This is a genomic window from Pseudomonas sp. SA233 (assembly GCF_054792385.1).
Window position 1 is genome coordinate 4,673,287 of record NZ_CP096449.1, and the last position, 26,378, is coordinate 4,699,664.

A 26,378-nucleotide genomic window follows, 5' to 3' on the forward strand; every position below is an offset into this window, starting at 1 on the left:
TGTCCGCACACGCCCGCTGCTTATCGCAACAAGAACGCCGGCATATTGCCGGCGTTTTTGTTTGTCCGCGTTTTGTGCCAGCGCTCAGCCAACTGCATACTGTGCCTGCAATTGCCGGGCATGTACCTGCCAGGCATCCAGCACACGCCGCCCGGCATCGTCAGCGCCCTCCCAGGCTTGCTGCCGCGCCTGTTCGAAGTCGCCCAGCGTATTCGGCGCGCCCCACTGCGGGTCGCTCAGGCGTTGCTGGCAGAAGCTGAACCAGCGTTGCCGCTCTTCGCCGGTCAGGGTCTCGGGGAAGTTGCGCGCCCGATAGCGGAACAACAGTTCAGGCAGGCGCGGGTCATCGAACATCCACTGCCCACGGCTCAACTGCGCCGGTTCCAGTGCACGAACTTGCTCGCATAAGCGGCGGTCACGGTCCCCCAGAAAACCGTCATACAACTGTTGTTCCGGGTCTTCACTCGGGGCAAAGTCTTCCTTGCCGTAGATGTGTTCCAGCTTGTCTTGCCATTGCGCCTGTTGCTCGGCCAATTCTTCGCCGCGCAATTGTAACAACGTCAAGTCCAGGCCCAACCGTTGTTGATCGGCCGGGCGCAATACCGAAAGTGGCGCCAGTACCGGGCAGCGATTGATCTGCACCAATTTGAGCGGCACGGGTAATTCGCCTTCGGCCAGTTCTTCATGGCGGGTATACAAACGCTGGCGTAGAACTTCAGCACTTTCCCGTAGTAACGGTAGGGTTTCCTGATGCAGGTCGCACACAATCAGTGCATTGCGATTACGCGGGTGCCAGGCCAGTGGCAATACGACACCAAGGTAATTGCGTGCCGCCGAGAAGCGCCCGGATATATGCACCAGTGGCTGCAACAAACTGATCTGCTCCATCACTTTATGCTTGCTGCGCAACTGAAACAGCCAGTCATACAACTTTGGCTGTTTCTGACGGATCAGGCGGGCCAGGGCGATGGTTGCCCGCACGTCGGAAAGCGCTTCGTGGGCATGCCCGTGGTCGATGCCATTGGCCTTGCTCAGCAGTTCCAGACGCAGGCTGGTGCGCCCGTCCTGTTGCGGCCACTCGATGCCGTCCGGGCGCAGTGCATAGGCCGTGCGCACGATGTCGATCAGGTCCCAGCGGCTGTTGCCGCCCTGCCACTCTCGGGCATAAGGGTCGAAAAAGTTGCGGTACAGGCTGTAACGGGTCACTTCGTCGTCGAAGCGCAGAGTGTTGTAGCCGGCACCGCAGGTACCAGGGTGCGCGAGTTGCGCATGCACCCGGGTCATGAACTCCGCTTCGCACAAACCCTGCTCGGCCAGCAGTTGCGGGGTGATGCCGGTCACCAGGCAAGCCGCTGGGTGCGGCAGGATATCGTCGGAGGGCCGGCAATAAAGGCTGATCGGCTCGTCGATTTCGTTGAGGTCGAAGTCGGTGCGCACGCCGGCCACCTGCAGCGGCCGGTCGCAGCGCGGGTTGATGCCGGTGGTTTCGTAGTCGTGCCAGAAAATGCTGGAGGTCACGGGGTCGTCCTGTATCGAGGTCGACCCGATTCTAGCGCGATTCCAGTAGCTGGGCCCGGGGCTCAGCAGGCTCAGGCAGATGCGTTGGCGGGGCGGAAACTGAAATAGTCGCGCAACGAACGGACGAATTCATCGTACTCGCGGGGGGCCTGCAGCAGCATGAAACCGGAATCGTAGTGCCCGGGCGTCTGGTCTTCACGACACCACAGGCAGCTGGCGGTAAGGTTGACGAATTGATGCCCGCCACCAAGCAGCGGCAGGCGTAATTGCAGATCGTAGTCGGGCCCGACCAGCACAGGTAGCTGGCTTATCAGCATCAGCCCGTCTTCAGAGGCGTTACCCAGCTGGCCGATGGCCTGGCCGGTAATGCGGTTGAACACCTTGAGAACACAAGGCAGCTGATGGCGTTCGATGTGGCGCTTGTTGAACATGATCGCAAGTGCAGTCCGTATCCGATGCCAGGAATACGTGGAACTGGCGGTTGTTGTAACAACTGAGTTACAGATTAGCGCAGCGCGCGCGGCAAATCCCGTGAAATAAATCACACCTTGGTGTTAACGCCAAGGTGCGGCGGTCACCGGGTTCGCCACGGCGGCTTCGGTGCCGCGCAAATGGCCGAGTTTCTCCAGGGTCTGCAGGCGTGCCTGGGCACGATAGGCGTATTCATTGCCCGGGTACTGCTGGATCAGGTACTGGTAGGTCTGCGCCGCATCCACGTACAAGGCCTGGCGCTCCAGGCACTGGCCGCGCAGCAGCGACACCTCGGGGTGGATGAACGGTCGTGCACGGCTGGTGCGGTCGACCTGCGACAGCTCGAGCATGACCCGTGCGCAATCGCCACGGTCGTAGGCACGGTAGGCATTGTTCAGGTGGTGGTCCATGGACCAGCGGGTGCAACCGACGGCGCTGGCCGCCAGGGCTAAAACGATCAGGGCTCGCATGGGGGTCTCCTTTGATGCCAGTGTATCGGCCTTTGCTGGCAAATCTTCACATCCTTTTGCAAGGATGCCCTGCCCGTTCAAATGCCACCCTGCCTCGGTCGCAGGTAGTGCAACGGAACAATGACTACAGCGAGATTCAGGAGTAGCCTTTCGCTGCGCTTCACTATAGGAGTCTGTGCATGAGCATCCGCCGTACCAAAATCGTCGCCACCCTTGGCCCCGCCAGCAACTCGCCGGAAGTGATCGAACAGCTGATCCTCGCCGGCCTGGACGTGGCACGCCTGAACTTCTCCCACGGCACTCCGGACGAGCACAAGGCCCGCGCGCGCCTGATCCGTGACATCGCCGCCAAGAACGGCCGCCATGTTGCACTGCTGGGCGACCTGCAGGGTCCGAAGATCCGCATCGCCAAGTTCGCCAACAAGCGTATCGAATTGAAGATCGGTGACAAGTTCACCTTCTCCACCGCCCACCCGCTGACCGAAGGCAACCAGGACATCGTCGGTATCGACTACCCCGACCTGGTCAAGGACTGCGGCGTTGGTGACGAACTGCTGCTCGACGATGGCCGCGTGGTGATGCGCGTCGAGACCGCCACCGCAGATGCCCTGCACTGCGTGGTGATCATCGGTGGCCCGCTGTCGGACCACAAAGGCATCAACCGTAAAGGTGGCGGCCTTACCGCACCGGCCCTGACCGAGAAAGACAAGGCCGACATCAAGCTGGCCGCGGAAATGGACCTTGACTACCTGGCCGTGTCCTTCCCGCGTGACGCCAGCGACATGGAATACGCACGCAAGCTGCGTGACGAAGCTGGCGGCAGCGCCTGGCTGGTGGCCAAGATCGAACGCGCCGAAGCGGTGGCCGACGACGAGACCCTCGACAAGCTGATCCTCGCATCCGACGCCGTCATGGTCGCCCGTGGCGACCTGGGCGTGGAAATCGGCGACGCCGAGCTGATCGCCATCCAGAAGAAGATCATCCAGCACGCCCGCCGCAACAACAAGGCGGTGATCGTGGCGACCCAGATGATGGAGTCGATGATCCAGAACCCGATGCCGACCCGTGCCGAAGTGTCCGACGTGGCCAACGCCGTGCTGGACAACACCGACGCGGTGATGCTGTCGGCCGAGAGCGCCGCCGGTGCCTACCCGATCGAAGCCGTCCAGGCCATGGCCCGTATCTGCCTGGGTGCCGAAAAGCACCCGACCAGCCAGAAGTCCAGCCACCGCCTGCACACTACCTTCGAGCGCTGCGACGAGAGCATCGCCCTGGCGGCCATGTACACCGCCAACCACTTCCCGGGCGTGAAGGCGATCATCGCCCTGACCGAGAGTGGCTACACCCCGCTGATCATGTCGCGCCTGCGTTCGCACGTGCCGATCTTCGCCCTGTCGCCGCACCGCGCTACCCAGGCCCGTGCCAACATGTTCCGCGGCGTGTACCCGATCGCCTTCGATCCGGCCTCGCTGCCGGCCGACAAGGTGAGTCAGGCAGCGGTCGACGAACTGCTCAAGCGTGGCCTGGTGGAGCAAGGTGACTGGGTAATCCTGACCAAGGGTGACAGCTACCACACCATCGGTGGCACCAATGGCATGAAGATCCTGCATGTCGGTGATCCGCTGGTCGGTTGATCCCGCCAAGGGGCCGCGCCATGGCCCCGTTCGCGGGCACGCCCGCTCCCACAGGGTTAGCAACAAGCCTGAGGCTAGCGCTGTACCTGTGGGAGATCACCCAGCCCTTCCGGGCTGCGCTGTCGCGCAGCAAACATGAGGCGCATGACTTCAGATCTGTGGCAGCGCTGACATTTTGAAAAAGAAAAGGCGGCTGGCCTATTAGGGCCAGCCGCCTTTCGCTTTGTTAGGGTTTGAGCGCGCGGGACAGAGATCGTAGCCAGCACTGGTGTGTGTCAGCACACCCGCGTGGGAGAGTGATCCGCACGGTATCGGCGTGAAGTCCCTGTAGGCATCAGCTGAATCAGCTGTGACCACGTATGAGAGAGTGAACCCTTTCGCCACCGTGTGCCCCGCGCGCCCTTTATCCTGCGAGTATTCACCATGGCGCGCAAGCCTTCCAAGCAACGCTTCACCATCGTTCATCCCGACTGCGCTGCGATTGATGTAGGTAGTCGAGAACACTTTGTCGCGGTTGATCCCCAGTACGAGAACGCCGTTCAGTCATTCACGTCCTTTACCGACGACTTGTACAAGCTGGCCGATTGGCTCGATAGCTTGGCCATCAAGGTCGTAGCCATGGAGTCCACAGGCGTTTACTGGATTCCGATTTACGAAATCCTCAGCGAACGGGGATTCGAGGTCTATCTTGTTAATGCCCGAGCTACCCGGCAAATAACTGGACGCAAGTCTGACGTGCTGGATTGCCAATGGATCTGGCAACTGATGACTCATGGTCTCTTGCGAGGCGCTTTTCGCCCAAGCGACCCAACATGCTGCGTTCGCTCACTGGTCAGGCAACGGGCTTTCAAAGTGAAAGACCAGGCTCAAACCTTGAACCGGATACAGAAGGCACTGAGCCAAATGAACATCCAGTTGGCCAATGTCATCAGTGATATTTCAGGCGTGACGGGCATGAGAATTTTGCGAGCAATCATCGCGGGTGAGCGAGATCCTGCTCGATTGGCTGAGCTGACCGATGGCCGCATCAAGGCAGGTAAAGACACCATTGCGCGTAGCCTGCATGGCAATTGGCGACGAGAGCACCTGCATGCATTGGCGCAGGAGCTCGCAGCCTATGACTTTCTTGAGCAACAGATCGCTGAATGCGATGCCGTCATCGGAAAGGCATTGGAACAACTACCCGTACTGGAGCATGAACCACAACCACCCAGGAAAGCGCTGCGAAGCCCACACCGGACGAGCGCTCAACAGGCAGCGCTACACCAAGCCCTCTGGCAGGTGCTAGGGGTCGATTTGACCGCTATTCCAACAATTGGCGTGGACACCGCCCTGGTGCTGGCGGGAGAGATCGGCTCTGATCTCTCACGATTTCCATCATCCCAGCACTTTTGCTCCTGGCTAGGGTTGGCCCCGCCGACTCGTATCTCAGGCGGCCGCCAGCTATCAGGGGGCGGTCCTAAGGTCATTAACCGAGCGGCACAGGCGCTCAAGCAGGCCGCTTCAAATGCACGCAACGACAAGGGTTTCATCGGGGCATCGCATCGAGCCAGATTGACTCGCATGGACACCAGTTGCGCCATCAAAGCCACTGCACACCAACTGGCTCGACTGGTCTACACACTGCTGACAAAAAAACAGACTTATGTTGAACAGGGGCTCGAAGCATTCGAAGCCAAAAGCCAAGACCGACAGCTTCGGGCTTTGCTTCGCAAAGCCCGAAAGCTGGGATATCAATTGGTGGCAGCCTAAGGTGCTTAAAAAACAGCGGGTTGCATTTTGTTTGATGAGAGCGGGCGTGCCCGCGAATGGGCCGGCACGATCAACACAAATGCCTCAGGCATGCTCGACAAACACATCGGCAAACACCTGCCCCCGTGGCACCCCGGCAATGAACAACCGCCGGGCAAACCGCTCGACACTCCCCGGCGCCCCGCACACCAGCGCTACCGTCTGCCGCGATGACGGCCGCAACCCGGCCAACGCTTCATCCAGCCGCTCTGCCAGTACCAACTCGACATTCACATCCGCCATCTGGCGCAACGGCTCGGCCAGATAATGCCCAACGCCCTCGCGCGCCACATGCATGACCCTGATTTCCCCTTGGTGCCCCTGCCGCAGAGCCTCGCGCAAGATGCCCCACAACGGCGCCAGCCCGGTCCCCGCCGCCAGCAACCACAGCGGCCGCTGTTGCCAGTCCGGGTCGTAGTGCAAGGCCCCACCCCTGAGCTCGCCCAGGCGCAGCACATCACCCAGCTGCAAGCCACGGGCCTTGTCACAAAAGGCGCCGGGGTGCTGGCAGTCGATATGAAACTCGAGGAAATCATCTTCGCCCGGCAGGCTGGCCAAGGAGTAAGGCCGCGCCACCGCGCCATTCCACAGCACCACATGCTGCCCCGCCTGGTAACGCATTGCCCGTTCGGGCCGCAGCCGCACGCGCAGCACATCGCCGAACCAGTCCAGGACACAGACCTGCGCCGGCAGGCCATCCTGCTGCGGGTCGAACAGCGCCACGCGCAGATCTTCGACTACCCGACACTGACAGGCCAGCCGCCAGCCCTGGGCATGCTTGTCCGGCGCCAGGGCCTCGGGCATGGCATCCAGCGGTTGCCCGCCCAGGCAGTGCACCAGGCAGGCATGGCAACTGCCGGCGCGGCAACTGTAGGGTACGCTCAGCCCGGCCTCGTTCAAGGCATCGAGCAGGTTGCTGCCGGTCGGCACCGCCCAGCGGCGCTCGCCCACGCAAAGTACGGGCATGGTCGGTCTTTCTCCACATATCACAGTGCACTTTAAGCCAAGCACGCAACGGCAGCAAAAAGGATGCCCAACCACTGACGACCATGGTCCAGACCGACCGCAGGTGTGCCCGGCACGGATGCGCGCTATACTGCCGCGCCTTTTTCCGTCGGCCTGACCTGCCGGCGCCTTGCAAGGCGCTTCGACACGCTGGTCGGCACCGTCGAGCGCCGTAATGAATGTTCCCGTCTTTAAGAGGAGCGCGCTGCATGACCGTGATCAAGCAAGACGACCTGATTCAGAGCGTCGCCGACGCCCTGCAATTCATCTCGTACTACCACCCCGTCGATTTCATCCAGGCCATGCACGAGGCCTATCTGCGTGAAGAATCGCCTGCTGCGCGCGATTCCATCGCCCAGATCCTGATCAACTCGCGCATGTGCGCCACTGGCCATCGCCCGATCTGCCAAGACACCGGTATCGTCACCGTGTTCATCCGCGTGGGCATGGACGTGCGCTGGGACGGCGCCACCATGAGCGTCGACGACATGATCAACGAAGGTGTGCGTCGCGCCTACAATCTGCCTGAAAACGTCCTGCGCGCTTCGATCCTGGCCGACCCGGCCGGTGCCCGCAAGAACACCAAGGACAACACCCCGGCAGTGATCCACTACTCCATCGTCCCCGGCGACAAGGTCGAGGTCGATGTCGCAGCCAAGGGCGGCGGCTCGGAGAACAAGTCGAAGATGGCCATGCTCAACCCGTCCGACTCGATCGTCGACTGGGTACTGAAGACCGTCCCGACCATGGGCGCTGGCTGGTGCCCGCCTGGCATGCTCGGCATCGGCATCGGCGGTACCGCCGAGAAGGCCGCCGTCATGGCCAAGGAAGTATTGATGGAGTCCATCGACATCCACGAACTGAAAGCCCGTGGCCCGCAGAACCGCCTGGAAGAAATCCGCCTGGAGCTGTTCGAGAAGGTCAACCAGCTGGGCATCGGCGCCCAGGGCCTGGGTGGCCTGACCACCGTGCTCGACGTCAAGATCATGGACTACCCGACCCACGCCGCTTCGCTGCCGGTGTGCATGATCCCCAACTGCGCCGCCACCCGCCACGCCCACTTCGTGCTCGATGGCTCCGGCCCGGCCGAGCTGGAAGCGCCGTCGCTGGACGCCTACCCGGAAATCGTCTGGGAAGCCGGCCCGAGCGCCCGTCGCGTCAACCTCGACGCCATCACCCCGGAAGAAGTCGCGAGCTGGAAGCCGGGCGAAACCATCCTGCTCAACGGCAAGATGCTGACCGGCCGCGATGCCGCGCACAAGCGCATGGTCGAAATGCTCAACCGTGGCGAAGAGCTGCCGGTGGACCTGAAAGGCCGCTTCATCTACTACGTTGGCCCGGTCGACCCGGTCGGTGACGAAGTGGTAGGCCCAGCCGGCCCGACCACCGCCACCCGCATGGACAAGTTCACCCGCCAGATCCTCGAGCAGACCGGCCTGCTCGGCATGATCGGCAAGTCCGAGCGCGGCCCTGCCGCCATCGAAGCGATCAAGGACAACAAGGCCGTGTACCTGATGGCCGTCGGCGGTGCTGCCTACCTGGTGGCCCAGGCCATCCGCAAGTCGAAGGTCCTGGCCTTCGCCGAGCTGGGCATGGAAGCGATCTACGAGTTCGAGGTCAAGGACATGCCGGTGACCGTCGCCGTGGACAGCAACGGTGAGTCGGTACACATCACTGGCCCTGCGCTGTGGCAGAGCAAGATTGCCCAGAGCCTGGCAGTCGAAGTGAAGTAAATCTGCTGCAAAAGCGTCACGGCCCTGCTCTTTGTAGGAGCAGCCTTGTGCTGCGAAGAGGCCTTGTGTCACCCACAGATATTTGGGTGAGCACAGGCCCATTCGCAGCACAAGGCTGCTCCTACAGGGGGCAGATCCGGTCAAACTGCTCCGGCCAGTCCCTGCGGGTAAACACCTGCCCTTCCAGCCTCACCCGCCGTACTTCCTCAAGGTCCACCTCACAGACCAGCCACTGACTAGTGGCAGGGCTCGATTCTTCACTCAAGGCCACCACCCCATCCCCCGGCATCCCATGATCCGGCGGCACGAACAGCCCTGCCCGGCCGATATTCTCGTCCAGCGCCGGCGACCAGGGCGCCAGCCCGACCGTGGGGCTCTGCATTACCGCAATCTGGTTCTCCAGCGCCCGCGCCTGGGCGCCGATACGCACCCGGTGGTAACCCGCCTCGGTGTCGGTACAGCTCGGGGCGAGGATCAGGTCGGCACCACCCTCCGCCAGGCGCCGCGCCAGCATCGGGAATTCGTTGTCGTAGCAGATCAGGATTCCCAGGCGCCCCAGTTCGGTGTCGAACACCTGCAACCCCTGGCCTGCGGCTATATCCCATTGCTCGCGCTCGAAGCGGGTCATCATCAGCTTGTCCTGGTAACCCAGTACACCCTTGGGGCCGAACAGCCAGGCACGGTTGCGGTAGCGCCCATCGCTGTCCAGCACCGGTACGCTACCCGGTTGCAGGTAGATTCCCCAGCGCCGGGCAAGGCTCTCGCACAAGGCCTTCCAGGGCTCGATCAGCGGCTGGATACCGGCGATGGAGGCCTTCAGGTCACCCCGCTGCTCGGCACTCAGTTGCCCGCTGAGCACCAGGCCGGCGTACTCCGGCAACAGCAGCAGGCGGGCCCCCGCGTCCACCGCCTCGGCGCACAGGGCTTGCAGATGATCGGCGTAGGCCTCCCAGGTTTCATGCAGCTCGATGGCGTACTGGCAGGCCGCCAGGCGGATCATATCGGCAGTTCCTTGAGCCAGAACGACATCAGCTTGTCGGAGCTTTCCTGCTCGTCCAGGTCGCGCCAGGCGTAGCTGGTGCGCAGCGACGGGTCGTGCAGGAAGCCGCGGTTACGCCAGAAGCCATGCAACGGCTTGTAGTCCGCAGGCCGCCGCGGATGCACACCTGGCCGCTCGACCGCACAGAACGCGCAATAGTCGAACTCGGCCAGCTTGTGTGCGTAGGACTCGCGCTCGATGAAAAAGCGCACCCCCAGGCCCTGGCCACGGTACTCGGGCAGTACCACCGATTCACCGAAGTAATACACGCTGGCCGGGTCGCGCCCCTGGGCCAGGAACGGCTGCTGGAACTCGGGGGCGACATCCACCAGCGGCAGGCCGGTGGAGGCGCCGACCACCTTGCCGTCGTCCAGCGCCAGCACCACCAGGCTGCGCCCAGAGCGGGCATAAGTGGCCAGGTAGTCGGCCTCGTACTCCGGGGTACCGTCGTAAAGGTAGGGAAACTCGCGGAACACGGTAAGGCGCAGGCGAGCGAGGTCATCGATGTAAGGCGCGATAGCGGCGCCGTGCAACAGGCGTATTTCCATGCTTGGCGGTCGTTTTGTCGATGTGGATGACGCGCTCGGCTAAGCCGGGCTTGAGGGGAAACCCTATCATCCGGAGCGACGACCCGCCTTTTCCCTCCACGACAGGTATTGTTCCATGACCGCTACCGAACTGGTAAATGCTTACTACGCCGCCTTCAATGCGGGCGACATGCCGGCCTTTCTCGCCCTGCTCAGCGAGGATGTGATCCACGACATCAACCAGGGCGAGCGGCAGATGGGCAAGGCCCGGTTTGCAGCGTTCATGGACAAGATGAACCGCTGCTACCGCGAGCGCCTGGCCGATATCGTGGTGATGCAGAACGCCGACGGCAGCCGCGCGGCGGCGGAGTTCACCGTGCATGGGGAATATCTGGTCGATGACGAAGGGTTGCCGGCGGCCAACGGGCAGACCTATGTGCTGCCGGCAGGGGCATTCTTCTATATCCACTGCGGGAAGATTGCCCGGGTGACCAATTACTACAACCTCAATGACTGGGTCGAGCAGGTGGCCTGATTAGGGTGTATTGCTTGTACTGGCCTATTCGCGGGCTCGCCCGCTCCCACAGGGATCCCACACGACGTGAGAGCAGTGAGGTACATGTGGGAGCGGGCATGCCCGCGAAGAGGCCCTGTCAGGCAATACGGGTACCAAGCAACTTGAGGAATGCCGCCAACCACGCCGGATGCGCCGGCCATGCCGGTGCCGTCACCAGGTTGTCGTCCACATGCGCCTGGTCCACCGCGATATCGATGAATTTCCCGCCCGCCAAGCGCACTTCCGGGGCACACGCCGGGTACGCACTGCATTCGCGCCCTTCCAGCACGCCGGCCGCCGCCAGCAACTGGGCACCATGGCATACCGCCGCGATCGGCTTGCCGGCCTGGTCGAACGCCCGCACCAGCTCCAGCACCCTCTCATCCAGGCGCAGGTACTCCGGTGCACGTCCACCCGGGATCAGCAACGCGTCGTAACCCTCGGCACGCACCCGCACGAAATCGTAGTTCAGGGCAAAGTTGTGCCCCGGCTTTTCGCTGTAGGTCTGTTCGCCCTCGAAATCATGAATCGCGGTACGCACCGTCTGCCCCGCGACCTTTTCCGGGCATACCGCATGCACCGTGTGCCCGACCATGCTCAGCGCCTGGAACGGCACCATGACTTCGTAATCTTCGACGTAGTCGCCGACCAACATGAGAATTTTCTTTGCCGTCATCGCACCCACTCCTTCGATTGCCTTGAGCCAATCACTGCACGATAGCTGGTCTCAGTCGCGACGGTCGAGCAGGTTGACCACCAACCGGTCCAGCCACCCCCACAACCGCTGCTTCACCCGGCGCCACAGCGGCCGGGCATTCCAGTGGCCCAGGTCGACCACCTCGCTCAAGGCGAAATCACGCTCGAAACTGGCCTGCACGGCAGCCGTCAGGGGCGGGTCGAGTGCCTCGATATTGGCCTCGAGGTTGAAGCGCAGGTTCCAGTGATCGAAGTTGCATGAGCCGATACTGACCCAATCGTCGATCAACACCATCTTCAGGTGCAGGAAACACGGCTGGTACTCGTAGATACGCACCCCGGCGCGCAGCAGGCGCGGGTAATAGCGATGCCCGGCGTAACGTACCGATGGGTGGTCGGTGCGCGGCCCGGTCAGCAGCAGCCGCACATCGACCCCCTTCCCGGCAGCCCGGCGCAGCGACCGGCGCACGCTCCAGGTCGGCAGGAAGTAAGGCGTGGCCAGCCACACTCGCTGCTTGCCGCTGTTGATCGCGCGCACCAACGAATGCAGGATGTCCTGGTGCTGGCGGGCGTCGGCATAGGCCACCCGACCCATGCCCTGCCCCTGCGCAGGCACCTTGGGCAGGCGCGGCAGGCCAAAGCCCTCGGCGGGGCGCCAGGCGGTGCGACGGTTGTTGGCGTGCCACTGGCGGTCGAACAGCAACTGCCAGTCGCTTACCACCGGCCCTTGCATCTGCACCATCACCTCGTGCCATTCACTGGTCGCCTCGCCGGGCGTCCAGAACTCGTCGGTGACGCCCGTGCCGCCCACCACCGCCCAGCGTTCGTCCACCAGCAGCAACTTGCGGTGATCGCGGTACAGGTTGCGCAAGCCACGCTTCCAGCGCAGGCGGTTGTACCAGCGCAGGTACACACCTACGTCCAGCAGGCGCTGACGCAACTTGCTGTTGAAGGCCAGCGAGCCATAGTCGTCGAACAGGCAGCGCACCCGCACGCCACGTCGGGCAGCCTGCTCCAGCGCTTCAACCACCGCATCCGCGCAGTCACCGGCCTCGACCAGGTACAGTTCCAGGTCGACCTGGAATTCGGCGCGCATGATCGCCAGGAGCATGCGCGGAAAAAACTCGGGGCCGTCGATCAGCAGTTCGAACTGGTTGCCATCCCGCCAGGGAAAGACCGGCCCCGGCATGTCAGCGGGCGGTGAAGATCAGCACCGCGCTAACCGGCACCGACGGGTTGATGGACTTGAGCCCGGCGAACTTGCGCAGGCGTTGCAGCCCCGGCAGCAGGCCGAAATCCTCGGCGCGCAGCACCAGGGGCTCCAGGGTCACCACCTGGAAGCGTCGCTCGTCCAGGCGGGTGGCCAGCAGCAGCGCGTTGTAGCTGTGGGACTGGCCATGCAGCGTCACGGTCAATGGCAGGCGTAGTTCGATCTGGGCACCGTTGGCCAAGTCGTTGATCGGCCGTAGGTCCAGTTGCGCCTGCACCTTGGCTTCGGCAAAGCGCTCGACCTCGAACAGGTCCTCGCGCATGCGTTCATCACGCAGCGGAATACCGCTGCTCACCGAGTCCATCTCGATGCTCAACCCGGCCACACCCTTGCGGTCGACCGTGCCATGCAGCACCAGGAAGCGGTGCACTTCGGCGGTGTTACCGTTCTTGCCGGTAATGAACGAAAGGCGCGAAGACTCGCCATCGAGGTGCCAGTTGGCGTGGGCGGGCAGGCAAAAAGCCAGCAACAAGGCGGGCAGCAGGCGGGGCAGCTTGAACATGACAGATCTCGTGAAACCAGGCCGCCAACCTTACCCGCCCGCCTTCACGGCAGCAAGCGGCAGCCCTCGCGCGGGCCTTGCCAGGCAGCCTGATTGCGACGGCCCAGGCCTTCGGCGGTGACCTGCCGCTGTTGGCTGTCTTCCTCCAGCAGGCTCAGCGGCAGCCATTGCTTCACGTAGCCTTGGCAATACGCCGGCTCGAACCCCATGACGAAGCGGCACGAGCAATATTCCTTGGCCGAGTAGGCCGAAAGGATACCGGGGAAGTCCGCCAGGGCCTGGCGCTCGTGCCAGGCCCAGTACACCACCCCCAGCAGCACCACCAGCAGCACCCGCTTCATGCCCCCTCCCCAGCCAGCGCCGCGAGTATCCGCTTGAGCAGTTCATCGTGCTGATAGCTGCCGTCGCGGTCATCGGCGTAACGCACGATCACCAGCTTTTGCGCGGGCAGCACGTACAGCGCCTGGCCCCAGTGGCCAAGGGCTGCGTAGGTGTCCGCGGGAGCACTCGGCCAAGGCCGGGCAGCGCCGGGCAGCGGCTGGTTGAGCCACCAGTGGCCACCGGGGTTGGCCTCGCCGGGCAGTGCTTCGGCATCGGCAAACGGCGTGCGGTTGAAAGCCACCCAGGGCTTGGGCAGCAATTGCCGATCCTGCCAACGCCCGTCGCGCTGCATCAGCAGGCCGATGCGCGCCAGGTCGCGAGCGCTGAGGTACAGGTAGGACGAACCCACATAGGTACCCGCGCGGTCCCGCTCCCATACCGCGCTGTCGATACCCAACGGAATGAACAGCGCATGCCAGGGGTAGTCGGGGTACTGACCGGCATCGAGCATGCCGCGCAACGCGGCGGCCAGCAGGTTGCTGTCGCCACTGGAATAGAGAAACCGCTGGCCCGGGCTGGCCACCGCTTCCCGCGCCGCCGTGTAGGCCGCCATGTCCTCGCGGCTACGGGTATACAGCATGGCCACCACCGAGGACTTGAGCGGGGCGTACTCGTAGTCTTCCTGCCAGTCCAGGCCGCTGGCCCAATGCAGCAGATCGGCCATGCGCACGCCGGGATGGGCGTGCATGGCCGGGTAGAAACGGGTCACCGGGTCCTGCAGCTGGAAGCGGCCTTCGCCCTGGGCTACGCCCAATAGCGTGGCGAGTACGCTCTTGCTGATCGACCAGGTGAGGTGGGCGGTGGCGGCGGTACTGGGGGCGGCGTAGCGTTCGTGGAGGATGCGGCCGTCGCGGATGATCAGCAGGGCGTCGGTGCGGATGCCGCTGCGTTCGGGGGTTGTGCGTGCGGGGAAGGCGTAGGCGTCGACGGCTTGCCAGTCGATGGAGGCAGGGTCGTTGTGCCAGTCAGGGTCAGGCCAGACCTCAGCCTTGGCAGGGGCCATGGCCATGCAAAAAAGCAGCAGCAGACCTTTCAGCATCCCAGTAGAGGCTCGCGTTTTATGGGGCTGCCTTGCAGCCCTTCGCGGGCCCGCCCGCTCCCACAGGGATCGCACCATTCATGGGGTAAGCGATATATCTGTGGGAGCGGGCAAGCCCGCGAAGGGCCGCAAAGCGGCCCCAGGACTCATCGGATCACACAAACCTATCAGGCATTCATGACAATCCCGCAGCGGCCCAAGCCTTGTTCAGCCGCTTCTCCCGCGCCGCCGCCGCCAGCGCCATCACCCCCTGGTCACGCTGCCAGATCTGCGCCCACTGCACCGGCCCCGCCGCCAACGCAGCATCGATCTCCCCTCGCAGCGCCTGGAACTGTGCAAACAATCCCCCCAGCAACAAATGGCAACCAACGCTATCGGCGCACTGCCGGCTACCTTCGGCACACCCGGCCAGCAGCCCAAGCAACTGTAGGCGCAGGGCCTGCGGCCAGGCGCACTCCTGCCCCACGCCATACAGCCAGGCCGTCAACGCCGTAAGCACATACAAGTCCTCCAGCGAACGGAACGGCTTCACATAGGCATCCCAACCATCACCGGCCAGTAGCTCGCACGCCGCCTGCTCCAGCACCAGTCGCCCATGGCCCACCTCCGGCATCAGCGGCAGCGTCGGCAGCGCTTCCAGCGTCACACCTGGCTCCCCGGGGTAGACCACCGCCAGGTTCAACTGCGGCGCCGCGCCCGTCGCCTCGCAGCGCGCCGCCACCAGCAGCCATTCCGCCTCCAGGCCGGCAGTGACGAAGTCCTTGCTACCGGTCAGCCGCAAGCCGTCAAGGCGCGTGCGCATGTCCGCCGGCCGCACGCTGCGCCGTTCGGTGGCGCACAGGGCGCCGAGGCTGGGTGGAGCACTGGGCCACAGCACGCGCAAGGCGGCCTGGTAGCCGACCAGGAAGGCCAGGCCCGGGGTGGCCATCGCGCGCCCACCGAGCACCGCCAGTTCAAACGGGGCAACCGGGCCAAGGCGCTCGAGCAGCGCGGCATAGGTTTCGCCCAGAGTGCCCGCCAGCGCTTGGCGAAGCGGGTCGTTGAGTCGTTGCAACCAGGCCATCGGTCGGCTCCTTGCTGAAGGGCTTTCAGTTGTGGCTCAGGGGGTGTCACGCAAGCATCACCAAAGATTCACAGGGGTGACACCCCATCTACCTAGGCTGACTTTGCACAACAAAGCCGACCGGCCGCAACCCTTCATGGCTGGCTTATGGAGACTCGTAATGACTCGGATCGCTCACGCTGGCGACAACAGCACCGAACGCCGTCTGCAAGCCGAACGCCTGGTTGGCGCCACGGCCCTGCAGGAAGCCCAGGCCCTGCGCTACAAAGTGTTCAGCGCCGAATTCAAAGCCAAGCTCAAAGGAGCCGAGCAAGGCCTGGACATGGACGACTACGACGTGCACTGCCGCCACATTGGCGTACGCGACCTGAGCACCGGCGAGCTGGTGGCCACCACCCGCCTGCTCGACCATCAGGCCGCCAGCAGCCTGGGCCGCTTCTATAGCGAAGAAGAATTCAGCCTGCATGGCCTGTTGCAGCTGCAGGGCCCGATCCTGGAGCTGGGCCGAACCTGCGTAGCTCCCGACTACCGCAACGGCGGCACCATCGCCGTGCTCTGGGGCGAACTGGCCGAAGTGCTCAACGAAGGCCGCTACAGCTACCTGATGGGCTGCGCCAGCATCCCCATGCAGGATGGCGGGGTACAGGCCCATGCGGTGATGCAGCGCCTGCGTGACCGCTACCTGTGCACCGAGCACCTGCGCGCCGAGCCGAAGAACCCATTGCCCAACCTGGCACTGCCGAACAACGTCATCGCCGAGATGCCACCGCTGCTAAAGGCGTACATGCGCCTGGGCGCGAAGATCTGCGGCGAGCCATGCTGGGACGAAGACTTCCAGGTGGCCGACGTGTTCATCCTGCTCAAGCGCGACGAACTGTGCCCACGCTACGCCCGCCACTTCAAGGCAGCGGTCTGATGCCGAAGCTGCGGGTAATGGCCCGCCTGACTCGACTGCTGCTGGTACTGCTGCTGGGCATGCTGATGGCCAGCGTGATCGCCCTGGGCGAACGCCTGGGGTTCAAGACGCCCATCGAGCGCCGCCAGCGCTGGACCTGCCTGTTCATGAAGCGCCTGGTCGCGGCCCTGCCCTTCGATGTGCGGGTGATCGGAGAGCTGCCCCAACGGCCAATGCTGTGGGTCAGCAACCACGTGTCCTGGACCGATATCCCGTTGCTTGGCATGCTGCTGCCGCTGTCGTTCCTGTCCAAGGCCGAAGTGCGGCACTGGCCGGTGGCCGGCTGGCTGGCGGAAAAGGCCGGCACCTTGTTCATCCGCCGTGGCGGGGGCGACAGCCAGCGCCTGCGTGAGCAGATCGCCGGGCAACTGGGTCTTTCCCGGCCGCTACTGATCTTCCCGGAGGGCACCACCACCAGTGGCCGTACCCTGCGCACCTTCCATGGTCGCCTGCTGGCAGGTGCCATCGACCGTGGCGTGGCGGTGCAGCCGGTCGCCATCCAGTACCTGCGCGATGGCCAGATCGACCCGATTGCACCGTTCATTGGTGACGATGACCTGGTGTCGCACCTGATGCGCCTGTTCGCCCAGCCGCGGGGCGAGGTTTGCATTCACCTGCTGCAGCCGATCGGCAGCGTGGGCAAGGAGCGAGCGGTGCTGGCGTTGCAGGCGCAGCAGGCGATTCACCTGGCGTTGTTCGGGGTTGAGGAAGTTGAGCTCGCGCCACGGCGGCAAGCGCGGGCTGCCTGAGTTTTATGCACTGCCTGTTCTGGCCCTTTCGCGGGTGAACCCGCTCTCACAGGGATGGCACTCATCCTGAGTTCTGTGGTGTACCTGTGGGAGCGGGTTTACCCGCGAAGAGGCCGGCAATGCCAACCCAGCACTAACTGTCAGACATCCGCCCCGCTGCAGCAAACGCCTGCAACTGTGGATAAAACTCCCTGAAGTCCGCCAGCAATGGCTCATACAGCCGCTCCAGCTCCCCCATCACCCTAACCATCCCCTCCGGCCGCGATAGGCGCCGGGCAATACCGTTGAACACCTGCTCCAGCGTGGCAAAATCGCCATACGCCCCCAGCCAGTCATCCGCCGCCATGAACGGCGCTATCCGCGCCAGCCGCCCCGGCAACTCGGGCTCCGCAAGCAATACCCGATAAAAATCCCCGGTGAACTGCTCCAGCGGCTGCTCGGCATAATCCCGCCAGTGCCGGGCCAGGCAATGGTCGAAAAACACATCCAGAACGATGCCGGCAAAGCGCCGCCGCTCCCGCGGAAAACGCGCAAGAGCCGCCAACACCAACGGGTGCTGGTCGGTATAGCTGTCGATATGCCGGTGCAGCCGGATGGCCGCCTCCAGCGCTGGCGGGAAGCGCCCTTCCAGCGAGCCTTTGACGAAGTCGCCATACAGGCTGCCAAGCAGTTGTTGCGGCGCCGGGCCGCCAAGGTGCAGGTGTGCGAGGTAGTTCATGAGCGCAGTCTAGCACCGCCGGCCCATATATCGTTATAACGCGATATAGCGATTCGTGCTCAGCTCAGAACCTCTTCATATTTGTATATCGGGAAACCACGATTTACATTTCGTCCTATCGCGATATACCGCTACAACGAGCCTCAACCCATGCCTCTCGATCTCGACGAAATCATAAAAGCGCTGGCCCACCCGGTCAGGCGAGAAATCCTCAGCTGGCTGAAGGACCCGGCAACGCAATTCCCCGACCAGTACCACAGCACCGAGAACGGTGTATGTGCCGGGCAGATCGACCAACGCTGCGGTCTGTCGCAGTCGACCGTCTCCGCCCACCTGGCCACCTTGCAGCGCGCTGGGCTGATCAGCAGCCAGAAGATCGGCCAATGGCATTTCTTCAAACGCAACGAAGCCACCATCCAGGCGTTTCTCGAACAACTGCGCCAAGCACTCTGAACAGGCAGGTAACCGTCATGACCACGCTTTTCGATCCGATCACCCTGGGCGACCTGCAACTGCCCAACCGCATCATCATGGCCCCGCTCACCCGCTGCCGGGCCGACGAAGGCCGCGTGCCCAACGCGCTGATGGCCGAGTATTACGTGCAGCGCGCCAGCGCCGGGCTGATCCTCAGCGAGGCGACCTCGGTCAGCGCCATGGGCGTCGGCTACCCGGATACCCCCGGTATCTGGAACGACGAACAGGTGCGTGGCTGGAACAACGTGACCAAGGCCGTGCATGCCGCCGGCGGACGCATATTCCTGCAGCTGTGGCATGTTGGCCGCATCTCCCACCCCAGCTACCTGAACGGCGAGCTGCCGGTGGCCCCCAGCGCGATCCAGCCCAAAGGCCATGTAAGCCTGGTGCGCCCGCTCAGTGACTACCCAACCCCACGCGCGCTGGAAACCGAAGAAATCATCGACATCGTCGAGGCCTACCGCAGCGGTGCCGAGAATGCCAAGGCTGCCGGTTTCGATGGCGTGGAAATCCACGGCGCCAACGGCTACCTGCTCGACCAGTTCCTGCAGAGCAGCACCAACCAGCGCACCGACCGCTACGGTGGTTCGCTGGAAAACCGTGCACGGCTGCTGCTGGAAGTGACCGATGCGGCCATTGAGGTGTGGGGCGCAAACCGCGTGGGCGTGCACCTGGCGCCGCGGGCCGATGCCCATGACATGGGCGATGCCGACCGTGCCGAAACCTTTACTTACGTGGCCCGTGAGCTGGGCAAGCGTGGTATTGCCTTCATCTGCTCGCGGGAAAAGGAAGCCGATGACAGTATCGGCCCGCTGATCAAAGAAGCGTTCGGCGGCCCGTACATCGTCAACGAGCGGTTTGACAAGGCCAGTGCCAATGCCGCCCTGGCCAGCGGCAAGGCCGACGCCGTGGCGTTTGGCGTACCGTTCATCGCCAACCCTGACCTGCCGGCGCGGCTGGCGGTGGATGCGCCGTTGAACGAAGCGCGGCCGGAGACTTTCTATGGCAAGGGGCCGGTGGGGTACATCGACTATCCGCGGTTGTAACTGAAATCGCCGGGGCCGCTTTGCGGCCCTATCGCGACACAAGGCCGCTCCTACAGGGGAACGCGAATTCCTGTAGGAGCGGCCTTGTGTCGCGATAGGAGGGCAAAGCCCTCCCCTGCAATGTCACGGCCGGGCATTGATCTGCTGCTGCAGGTTCTGGATCTGGCTCTGCAAGGTATTCAGGTTGCGTGTCGTCTGCGCCCGGAAGGCGTCGAATTCCTGCACCGAAGCACCACTGGACGCCGCCGCGGCCGGGCGGTTATCGATCTGGCTCTTGAGCACCAGGATGTCCTGCTCCAGGTCCTGGATGGCCGCGCTCGGGTTACCCTGCTTCTTCAGCGCAGCAACCTCGCTGCCCAGGCTCTTGAGCTGCGCATCCAGCTTGGCGCCATCCACCTGCGCGGCCTTCAGCGCAGCAACCTGTTCGTTCAGGCCCTTGAACTGGGTATCCAGCTTGCCACCATCGACCTGGCCCGAGCGCAATGCGGCCAGCTCGCCATTCACCGCCTTCAGTTGCGCCTGCAACTGGGTTTGCAGCTGGGTCACGGCCTTCTGCTGTTCGCGGGTATCAGCCAGTACCTGCTCCAGGCGCTTGCCCAGGTCGCCAGTCTGCCCGGCCACCCCCTGCTGCAACTGACGCAGTTGCAGCTTCAACGCCTCGCTGTTGGTAGTGGCGCCGGATTCGCTGGCCGCCACCTTGCCGCTGATCGCCTGCAGGCGCCCGGCAGCCTCTTCGCTGATGCGAGCGAAGCTTTCCTGGGTCGCCACCAGCTGCTGCTCCATCAGCGAGATCTGCTGGAAGCTCCACCAGCCAAGGCCCGCCAAGGCGATGAACGAGGCCCCGAGCAATGCCCACAGCGGCGCCGTGCTGGCACCGCGAGCGGCCTTCTGGCGGTTGCGCACCACGTGCGCCGGCATCAGTTCGTCATCGTCATGGGTGCCCGCCCGCAGGCTAGGCACGTCATCGTAGTCATCGTGAGCATGGTTACGCATGGATACATTCAACCGCGGTAGTCGCAAAGAGGCACGAGTATAAACCGCCAACGCGGCGCGTTGATGACCATTGTCGGCCGGCCGGCTTTACTGCCCCGGCGGCTGGTGCTTCCACCAGGCACAGAATTCATCCAATGCCGTCCACAGGCTGACCTTGGGCTGGTAGTCCAGGTACTGTCGGGCGCGGCTGATATCCAGGGTGAAATGGCGGCTCATCACCTGCATCCCCAGGCGCGACAGGGTCGGTTGCGGGCGTCCCGGCCACAACATGCAGGCCGCCTCGTTCAGCGCGGCCAGGCTGTAGGCCAGGCCGTAGGAACGGTAACGGGTAACCTGCGGCAGCTGCATCTGGCGCATCACGTAGTTGACCACATCCCACAGCGGCAGCGGCTGGCCGTTACTGATGTTGTAAGCCTGGCCCAGCGCCCGGTCATCGGCGAACAGGGCACTGAGCAGCGCTTCGTTAAGATTGTGCACGCTGGTGAAATCGACTTTGTTCAGGCCGTTACCGATGATCGCCACGCGCCCCTTGCGCTGCATCTGCATCAGCCGCGGGAAGATACTGGCATCGCCAGCGCCGGTGACGAAGCGTGGGCGCAGCGCCAGCACCTCGAGGCCGAACTCCTGGGCACCGAACACTTTCTGCTCGGCCATGTACTTGGTCTGCCCGTAGTGGTCGTGGAAGCGGCGCGGCACCTGGTCTTCACGGATGTCCAGGCGCGAGCGGCCATTGAAGTAGATCGACGGCGACGACAGGTGTACCAGCCGCCGTACGTGCTCCTTCAAGCAGCCCTCGACCACGTTTTCGGTGACCACCACATTGCCTTGATAGAAGTCCTGGTAGCGCCCCCAGTTGCCCACTGCGCCGGCGCAGTGCACTACCGCCTCGACGCCCTGGCACAGGCGGCGGGCCAGCTCGGCATCCCCCAGGTCGCCGGGGATGAACTGGGCGCCGCGCTTGACCAGGTGCTCGACCCCTTCGGCTCGACGGCCGCTGACCCGCACGTCCAGGCCCTGCTCCAGGGCAAAGCGCGCAAAGCGCCCGCCAATGAAGCCACTCGCGCCGGTGACCAGAATTCGCATGTAAGACTCCGTCTTGCCAGATTTCAGATGCAACTGACGCCAGCCGTGGCTACAAGGGCACCAGCCATTGCCGTGCGGAGTGCCGCAGGTGGTCAGTCAGTTGCGCGAGCAGTTGCCCGCCATTGCGCCAATGATGCCAGTACAGCGGCACATCGATGGGGGTATCGCTGCAGATTTCCACCAGCCGGCCGCTGGCCAGTTGCTCGCGGGCCTGCAGTTCGGGCACCAGGCCCCACCCCAGGCCGGCTTCGGTCATGCGCAGGAAGCCTTCGGACGACGGGCACAAGTGGTGCAGGAAGCCATCCTCGATGCCCAGCGATGCCAGGTAGCGGTGTTGCAGGAAGTCGTCCGGGCCGTACACGATCGCCGGGGTACGGGCCAAGCGGCTGGCAGCGAAGCCCTGCGGAAAATGCCGCGCCATGAACCCGGGGCTGGCCAGCGCCCGGTAGCGCATGGCGCCCAGCGGCAGGCTGCGCGCCCCGGCCACCGGCCGCTCGCTGCCACACAGGCAGGCCGCCACCTCGCCCGCACGCATGCGTTTCAGGCCCACTTCCTGGTCTTCCACCACAAGGTCGGTCAGCACATTCTGCTGTGCGCAGAAGTTACCCACCGCACCGGCCCACCAAGTGGCCAGGCTGTCGGCATTGAGGGCGATGCGCAAGCGCTCCGGCATGCCCTCCTCGTCCAGCGCCGGCACCTGGCGCTGCAGGTCGCGCTCAAGCAGGCGCACCTGCTGCACATGGTTGAGCAACTGGCGGCCGACTTCGGTCGGGCTTGGCGGCGTGGCACGCACCAGCACCGGCTGGCCGACCCGCGCCTCGAGCAGCTTGATGCGCTGGGAAATGGCCGACTGCGACAAGCCCAGCACCTGCGCCGCGCGTTCGAAACCACCCTGCTCGATCACGGCGGCGAGGGCGGCCAGCAGCTTGTAGTCGAACATCGATTTTCCTAATGACGGATCAGCTCTATTTGTTTTTCTTATACAGCGTGGTTCATCACAATGGCCAGCATCTTTTAGACGCTTTGGAGAGCGCGCCATGTTGCAAAGCTATCTCAACGGCATGCTCGTGGCCTTCGGCCTGATCATGGCCATCGGTGCACAGAACGCTTTCGTCCTCGCCCAGAGCTTGCGCCGCGAGCATCATTTGCCGGTGGCGGCACTGTGCATCGTCTGTGACGCCATCCTGGTGGCTGCCGGAGTGTTCGGCCTGGCAACCGTGCTGGCGCACAACCCTACCTTGCTGGCGATCGCCCGATGGGGCGGCGCGGTGTTCCTGATCTGGTACGGCGCCAAGGCGTTGCGCAGCGCCTGCTCCAGGCAGAGCCTGCAGCACCAGCAGGGCCAGGGTGCGCGCTCACGCCGCGCGGTGTTGCTCAGCGCCCTGGCGGTGACCCTGCTGAACCCGCACGTATACCTCGACACGGTGCTGCTGATCGGCTCGCTGGGCGCCCAGCAGGCTGCGCCTGGCGCCTACGTGGCCGGCGCTGCCAGCGCCTCGCTGCTGTGGTTCTCGACCCTGGCGATCGGCGCTGCCTGGCTGGCACCGTGGCTGGCCCGGCCGGCGACCTGGCGCATGCTCGACCTGATGGTGGCGGTGATGATGTTCGCGGTGGCGGCGCAGTTGATCTTCAACTGACCTCGGCTCACCACAACATCTTTATCGCCTGTGAGATCGAGCGCCGCCCGCGCGGCGCTTCGCAGCACAAGGCTGCTCCTACATCTGTTTCAGGCCAGTCATTCCTGAGGCAGGCGCGCTCGGCGCCTTAGTGTTCACCTCGATATCGTGTCGGACCAACAAGGCGGTCGCGCGCATTGGTGCAGGCATTACTGGCCCGAAATAGATGTAGGAGCAGCCTTGTGCTGCGAAGCGCCGCGCGGGCGGCGCTCGATCTCACAGGCGCTACAAGCGTTAAGCCGAACACCACCGGTCGGCACAGCCCAACCGCTCTGGAACCTCTATTCCCTATCTTTGTTGCGTGGTTATGCGCCGGGCCCGGTGCTATGATCCAGCCCTTGCGTCGCAAAGAGTACAAACTCGCCGACGCTCATCGGGCCGCCCGTGATCGGCCTTGCGCAAACCGCAAACAGACCTGAATCAGGAGATCCACCATGGCTTTTGAATTGCCGCCGCTGCCGTACGCCCACGATGCCCTGCAGCCGCACATCTCCAAGGAAACCCTGGAGTATCACCACGACAAACACCACAACACCTATGTCGTGAACCTGAACAACCTGGTCCCAGGCACCGAATTCGAAGGCAAGACCCTGGAAGAGATCGTCAAGAGCTCTTCGGGCGGCATCTTCAATAACGCCGCTCAAGTCTGGAACCACACCTTCTACTGGAACTGCCTGGCACCAAACGCCGGTGGCCAGCCGACCGGTGCCCTGGCTGACGCCATCAACGCCGCTTTCGGTTCCTTCGACAAGTTCAAGGAAGAGTTCACCAAGACTTCGGTTGGCACCTTCGGTTCCGGCTGGGGCTGGCTGGTGAAGAAGGCTGACGGTTCCCTGGCCCTGGCCAGCACCATCGGCGCCGGCTGCCCGCTGACCAGCGGCGACACCCCGCTGCTGACCTGCGACGTCTGGGAACACGCCTACTACATCGACTACCGCAACCTGCGTCCGAAGTACGTCGAGGCGTTCTGGAACCTGGTCAACTGGGCCTTCGTTGCCGAACAGTTCGAAGGCAAGACCTTCAAGGCCTGAGTCATCCAGCCTTGAGACAGAACCCCGGCGCCACGCCGGGGCTCTTCGAAGATCCGATGCCAGTCCCCTGGTATCGGATTTTTCGGGGCATGCGAGGGGCCAGAACGCCCTGTTTTCAGGAAGCGTACCGATCAAGCCAGCCAAGGCTATCTACGGTGGCACCCGTAGGCCGATACTCACATCCAACCCACCCCGCATACCCGCGCTGCTCCAGCGCCGCCAACAACCCCGCAACATCCATCTGTCCCGTTCCCGGCTGATGCCGCCCCGGACAGTCGGCTACCTGCACATGCACCGTCCGCTCAAAGAACTGCGCCAACACATCGGCAGCATTTCCAGTCAGCAACTGAGCATGATAAAGATCAAGGATCAGCCCCATACCGGGATGCGCCTCCAGTACCTGCTGCGCCTTGCCGAAATCGGACATGTAATACCCCGGTATTGCCTGCGTGCAGATCACCTCGATCAATGGCCGCAGCCCCTGGTCCTCAAAATACTTCACGGCATAGTCCAGGTTGCTCGCATACACCTTGTCGGCGCCATCCTCGTGGGTTACCCCGGACATCAGGTGCACATCCGCACACGCCAGTGCGCGGGCATAGCTGACGGCCTGGCGTAACCCGTCACGGAATTCGAGCTCCTTGCCCGCCACAGCAGCAATGCCCTTGGAAACGCCGGCCGGCGCGGCAAACTGGACCAATGGCAACGCATATTGCGCCAGTTGATCAGCCAACAAACTCGCGTCGAATTCATAGGGTGACGGGAATTCCACCGCGCGAAATCCGGCGGCGGCAGCGGCTTCGATACGCTGCAGAAAAGGCAGTTCATTGAACTGGAAGCCGAGATGAGCATTGAATTTGAGCATACGTATAGATCCATCCGTGTGTGGTATTTTCCTGCCCCCAGTCCGACCCGAATCTGCTGGATCGACTGAAGTTAACCATTCGGAATACAGCCTGTGATAAAGAAAGATCTCGCCCTGCAGTTGGCCCCTCGCGTCATCGAGATGATCCGCGCCCGGTCGATGAAGGCCGGCGAGCCATTGCGCGAGCAGACCTTCGCCCAAGCCTTCGATGTCTCCCGCTCCCCCATTCGCAGGGTATTTGCCCTGCTCGCCGAGTGGAACATCGCGGTGCAGGAGCCCAATCGCGGCTACTTTCTGAAACAGGACGCCGGGCAGATCCAGGAAACCACTGTACCGCCCACCTGCGACCCATTCGAAGACTTCTACCTGCGCGTGGTGGACGACATCCTCAGCGGGGAAATCCCTGCCGAATTCTTTGAGGCCCAATTACTGCGACGCTACTCCGTGCCCCGCGGGCAACTGCTCAAGGTCCTCAACCGGCTGGCAAGCGAAGCCATGGTCGAGCGCAAGCCCGGGCAAGGCTGGAGCCTTAACGAATTCGTACACAACGCCCAGACCCACATCCAGAGCTACCGCTTCCGCATGGCCATCGAGCCGGCCGCACTGCGCGAACCAGGCTACAAGGTCAACCAGGCCGCATTTGCCAAAGCCCGGGAGCAACAGCAGGCCATGCTCGACGGCGAAATTCACCAGCTGTCACGTGCCCAACTGTTCGAAATTGGCGCCCAGTTTCACGAAATGATCGTGCAGTGCTCGGGCAATCTCTTCTTCATAGATGCCATACGTCGGCAAAACCAGCTCAGACGCTTCATGAGCTACAAAGCCAACGTCGACCGCAGTCGCCTGATGACGCAATGCCTGGAGCACCTGCACCTGCTCGACTTGATCGAGTCCGGTCGGCGTGAAGAAGCCGCTCAGTTTCTCTGGAAACATCTGGACGAAGTCGGCCGGCTCAAGACCCGTCAGGATGCCTTGCTGGAAAGCCAGCAGGCGTAAACCCCTTCCCCCGCCTACCTTTCATTACCCGCGCGTTCAGATCAGGGAAGGCAGCTTAGACATTGCCTTCTTTTAACGCAAGATACAAAAAAACCCT

28 protein-coding genes are annotated in these 26,378 nt (G+C 63.4%); 11 read left to right on the plus strand and 17 right to left on the minus strand.

Going from position 1 to position 26,378, the window contains the following annotated elements:
* Positions 1-84 precede the first annotated feature (84 nt).
* From sbcB to M1D87_RS21445, 3 genes are all read right to left on the minus strand, one after another.
* Positions 85-1,518: an exodeoxyribonuclease I gene (gene sbcB / locus M1D87_RS21435; RefSeq protein ID WP_039613776.1), complete on the minus strand. Its 1,434-nt coding sequence runs from the start codon at positions 1,516-1,518 to the stop codon at positions 85-87.
* A gap of 71 nt (positions 1,519-1,589) precedes the next feature.
* Positions 1,590-1,949 (minus strand): PilZ domain-containing protein, encoded by a 360-nt coding sequence (locus M1D87_RS21440; RefSeq protein ID WP_003259592.1) that lies wholly within the window; start codon positions 1,947-1,949, stop codon positions 1,590-1,592.
* Positions 1,950-2,072: 123 nt separating this feature from the next.
* Positions 2,073-2,459, minus strand: a complete 387-nt coding sequence (locus tag M1D87_RS21445) for a tol-pal system YbgF family protein (RefSeq protein WP_003259593.1) — start codon at positions 2,457-2,459, stop codon at positions 2,073-2,075.
* A gap of 179 nt (positions 2,460-2,638) precedes the next feature.
* Here M1D87_RS21445 and pyk point away from each other — a divergent pair, with 179 nt between their 5' ends.
* Both pyk and M1D87_RS21455 read left to right on the plus strand, forming a co-directional pair.
* Positions 2,639-4,093, plus strand: coding sequence for a pyruvate kinase (gene pyk / locus M1D87_RS21450; protein WP_013974057.1), 1,455 nt, complete (start codon positions 2,639-2,641; stop codon positions 4,091-4,093).
* 423 nt (positions 4,094-4,516) lie between these two features.
* The gene (locus M1D87_RS21455) at positions 4,517-5,845 is read left to right on the plus strand and encodes an IS110 family RNA-guided transposase (RefSeq protein ID WP_061305574.1); all 1,329 of its coding nucleotides are present in this window, start codon (positions 4,517-4,519) and stop codon (positions 5,843-5,845) included.
* A gap of 84 nt (positions 5,846-5,929) precedes the next feature.
* On the opposite strand, the gene M1D87_RS21460 is transcribed toward M1D87_RS21455, so the two are convergent.
* On the minus strand, positions 5,930-6,850 hold the full coding sequence (locus M1D87_RS21460) for an iron-sulfur-binding ferredoxin reductase (RefSeq protein ID WP_123085013.1): 921 nt from the start codon (positions 6,848-6,850) through the stop codon (positions 5,930-5,932).
* 248 nt (positions 6,851-7,098) lie between these two features.
* Between M1D87_RS21460 and M1D87_RS21465 the strand changes: the two genes are divergently transcribed.
* A complete protein-coding gene (locus tag M1D87_RS21465) occupies positions 7,099-8,622 on the plus strand; it encodes a fumarate hydratase (RefSeq protein WP_013974059.1) in 1,524 nt (507 codons plus the stop codon).
* Between the two features lie 121 nt (positions 8,623-8,743).
* Here M1D87_RS21465 and M1D87_RS21470 read toward each other — a convergent pair whose 3' ends face one another.
* Positions 8,744-9,622 carry a carbon-nitrogen hydrolase family protein gene (locus M1D87_RS21470; protein WP_123085012.1) on the minus strand — a complete coding sequence of 293 codons (879 nt, stop codon included), beginning with the start codon at positions 9,620-9,622 and terminating at the stop codon, positions 8,744-8,746.
* Positions 9,619-10,209 (minus strand): GNAT family N-acetyltransferase, encoded by a 591-nt coding sequence (locus M1D87_RS21475; protein WP_013974061.1) that lies wholly within the window; start codon positions 10,207-10,209, stop codon positions 9,619-9,621. Before M1D87_RS21475 ends, M1D87_RS21470 begins: the two co-directional genes overlap by 4 nt.
* A gap of 115 nt (positions 10,210-10,324) precedes the next feature.
* On the opposite strand from M1D87_RS21475, the gene M1D87_RS21480 reads away from it, so the two are divergent.
* Complete coding sequence (locus M1D87_RS21480; RefSeq protein WP_003258223.1) at positions 10,325-10,723, plus strand: nuclear transport factor 2 family protein; 399 nt, start codon at positions 10,325-10,327, stop codon at positions 10,721-10,723.
* A gap of 118 nt (positions 10,724-10,841) precedes the next feature.
* On the opposite strand, the gene M1D87_RS21485 is transcribed toward M1D87_RS21480, so the two are convergent.
* From M1D87_RS21485 to M1D87_RS21510, 6 genes are all read right to left on the minus strand, one after another.
* A complete protein-coding gene (locus M1D87_RS21485) occupies positions 10,842-11,420 on the minus strand; it encodes a DJ-1/PfpI family protein (protein WP_123085011.1) in 579 nt (192 codons plus the stop codon).
* A gap of 51 nt (positions 11,421-11,471) precedes the next feature.
* Positions 11,472-12,629: a phospholipase D-like domain-containing protein gene (locus tag M1D87_RS21490; RefSeq protein ID WP_421091585.1), complete on the minus strand. Its 1,158-nt coding sequence runs from the start codon at positions 12,627-12,629 to the stop codon at positions 11,472-11,474.
* A gap of 1 nt (position 12,630) precedes the next feature.
* Positions 12,631-13,212 (minus strand): YceI family protein, encoded by a 582-nt coding sequence (locus tag M1D87_RS21495; RefSeq protein ID WP_013974065.1) that lies wholly within the window; start codon positions 13,210-13,212, stop codon positions 12,631-12,633.
* 44 nt (positions 13,213-13,256) lie between these two features.
* Positions 13,257-13,553 (minus strand): hypothetical protein, encoded by a 297-nt coding sequence (locus M1D87_RS21500; protein WP_013974066.1) that lies wholly within the window; start codon positions 13,551-13,553, stop codon positions 13,257-13,259.
* Positions 13,550-14,632, minus strand: coding sequence for a serine hydrolase domain-containing protein (locus tag M1D87_RS21505; RefSeq protein WP_421091586.1), 1,083 nt, complete (start codon positions 14,630-14,632; stop codon positions 13,550-13,552). The genes M1D87_RS21500 and M1D87_RS21505 overlap by 4 nt, the downstream gene beginning before the upstream one ends.
* A 175-nt stretch (positions 14,633-14,807) precedes the next feature.
* Entirely contained in the window at positions 14,808-15,695 is an 888-nt protein-coding gene (locus tag M1D87_RS21510) for an acyl-CoA dehydrogenase middle domain-containing protein (protein ID WP_123085009.1), read from the minus strand.
* 160 nt (positions 15,696-15,855) lie between these two features.
* On the opposite strand from M1D87_RS21510, the gene olsB reads away from it, so the two are divergent.
* Positions 15,856-16,611 carry an L-ornithine N(alpha)-acyltransferase gene (gene olsB, locus M1D87_RS21515; RefSeq protein WP_013974069.1) on the plus strand — a complete coding sequence of 252 codons (756 nt, stop codon included), beginning with the start codon at positions 15,856-15,858 and terminating at the stop codon, positions 16,609-16,611.
* Positions 16,611-17,399, plus strand: a complete 789-nt coding sequence (locus tag M1D87_RS21520) for a lysophospholipid acyltransferase family protein (protein WP_123085008.1) — start codon at positions 16,611-16,613, stop codon at positions 17,397-17,399. Before olsB ends, M1D87_RS21520 begins: the two co-directional genes overlap by 1 nt.
* Positions 17,400-17,532: 133 nt before the next feature.
* On the opposite strand, the gene M1D87_RS21525 is transcribed toward M1D87_RS21520, so the two are convergent.
* Positions 17,533-18,117 carry an acyl carrier protein phosphodiesterase gene (locus M1D87_RS21525; protein ID WP_123085007.1) on the minus strand — a complete coding sequence of 195 codons (585 nt, stop codon included), beginning with the start codon at positions 18,115-18,117 and terminating at the stop codon, positions 17,533-17,535.
* 150 nt (positions 18,118-18,267) lie between these two features.
* Between M1D87_RS21525 and M1D87_RS21530 the strand changes: the two genes are divergently transcribed.
* Complete coding sequence (locus M1D87_RS21530) at positions 18,268-18,570, plus strand: ArsR/SmtB family transcription factor (protein ID WP_003258229.1); 303 nt, start codon at positions 18,268-18,270, stop codon at positions 18,568-18,570.
* Between the two features lie 17 nt (positions 18,571-18,587).
* A complete protein-coding gene (locus tag M1D87_RS21535; RefSeq protein WP_123085006.1) occupies positions 18,588-19,637 on the plus strand; it encodes an alkene reductase in 1,050 nt (349 codons plus the stop codon).
* A gap of 123 nt (positions 19,638-19,760) precedes the next feature.
* Here the strand turns inward: M1D87_RS21535 and M1D87_RS21540 are convergent, their stop codons facing one another.
* The 3 genes from M1D87_RS21540 to M1D87_RS21550 form a co-directional block, all read right to left on the minus strand.
* Positions 19,761-20,630: a hypothetical protein gene (locus M1D87_RS21540; RefSeq protein ID WP_039613787.1), complete on the minus strand. Its 870-nt coding sequence runs from the start codon at positions 20,628-20,630 to the stop codon at positions 19,761-19,763.
* An 87-nt stretch (positions 20,631-20,717) separates the two neighbouring features.
* Positions 20,718-21,713 (minus strand): NAD-dependent epimerase/dehydratase family protein, encoded by a 996-nt coding sequence (locus M1D87_RS21545; RefSeq protein ID WP_123085005.1) that lies wholly within the window; start codon positions 21,711-21,713, stop codon positions 20,718-20,720.
* Positions 21,714-21,762: 49 nt separating this feature from the next.
* Complete coding sequence (locus M1D87_RS21550) at positions 21,763-22,653, minus strand: LysR family transcriptional regulator ArgP (protein WP_015271679.1); 891 nt, start codon at positions 22,651-22,653, stop codon at positions 21,763-21,765.
* A 97-nt stretch (positions 22,654-22,750) separates the two neighbouring features.
* Here M1D87_RS21550 and M1D87_RS21555 point away from each other — a divergent pair, with 97 nt between their 5' ends.
* Complete coding sequence (locus M1D87_RS21555) at positions 22,751-23,350, plus strand: LysE/ArgO family amino acid transporter (RefSeq protein WP_232881265.1); 600 nt, start codon at positions 22,751-22,753, stop codon at positions 23,348-23,350.
* A gap of 473 nt (positions 23,351-23,823) precedes the next feature.
* Positions 23,824-24,420 carry a superoxide dismutase gene (locus M1D87_RS21560; protein ID WP_013974076.1) on the plus strand — a complete coding sequence of 199 codons (597 nt, stop codon included), beginning with the start codon at positions 23,824-23,826 and terminating at the stop codon, positions 24,418-24,420.
* A gap of 115 nt (positions 24,421-24,535) precedes the next feature.
* Here the strand turns inward: M1D87_RS21560 and M1D87_RS21565 are convergent, their stop codons facing one another.
* Positions 24,536-25,285: a hydroxypyruvate isomerase family protein gene (locus M1D87_RS21565; protein WP_123085004.1), complete on the minus strand. Its 750-nt coding sequence runs from the start codon at positions 25,283-25,285 to the stop codon at positions 24,536-24,538.
* Positions 25,286-25,378: 93 nt separating this feature from the next.
* Between M1D87_RS21565 and M1D87_RS21570 the strand changes: the two genes are divergently transcribed.
* Positions 25,379-26,281, plus strand: coding sequence for a GntR family transcriptional regulator (locus M1D87_RS21570; RefSeq protein WP_123085003.1), 903 nt, complete (start codon positions 25,379-25,381; stop codon positions 26,279-26,281).
* The last annotated feature ends 97 nt before the right edge of the window (positions 26,282-26,378 follow it).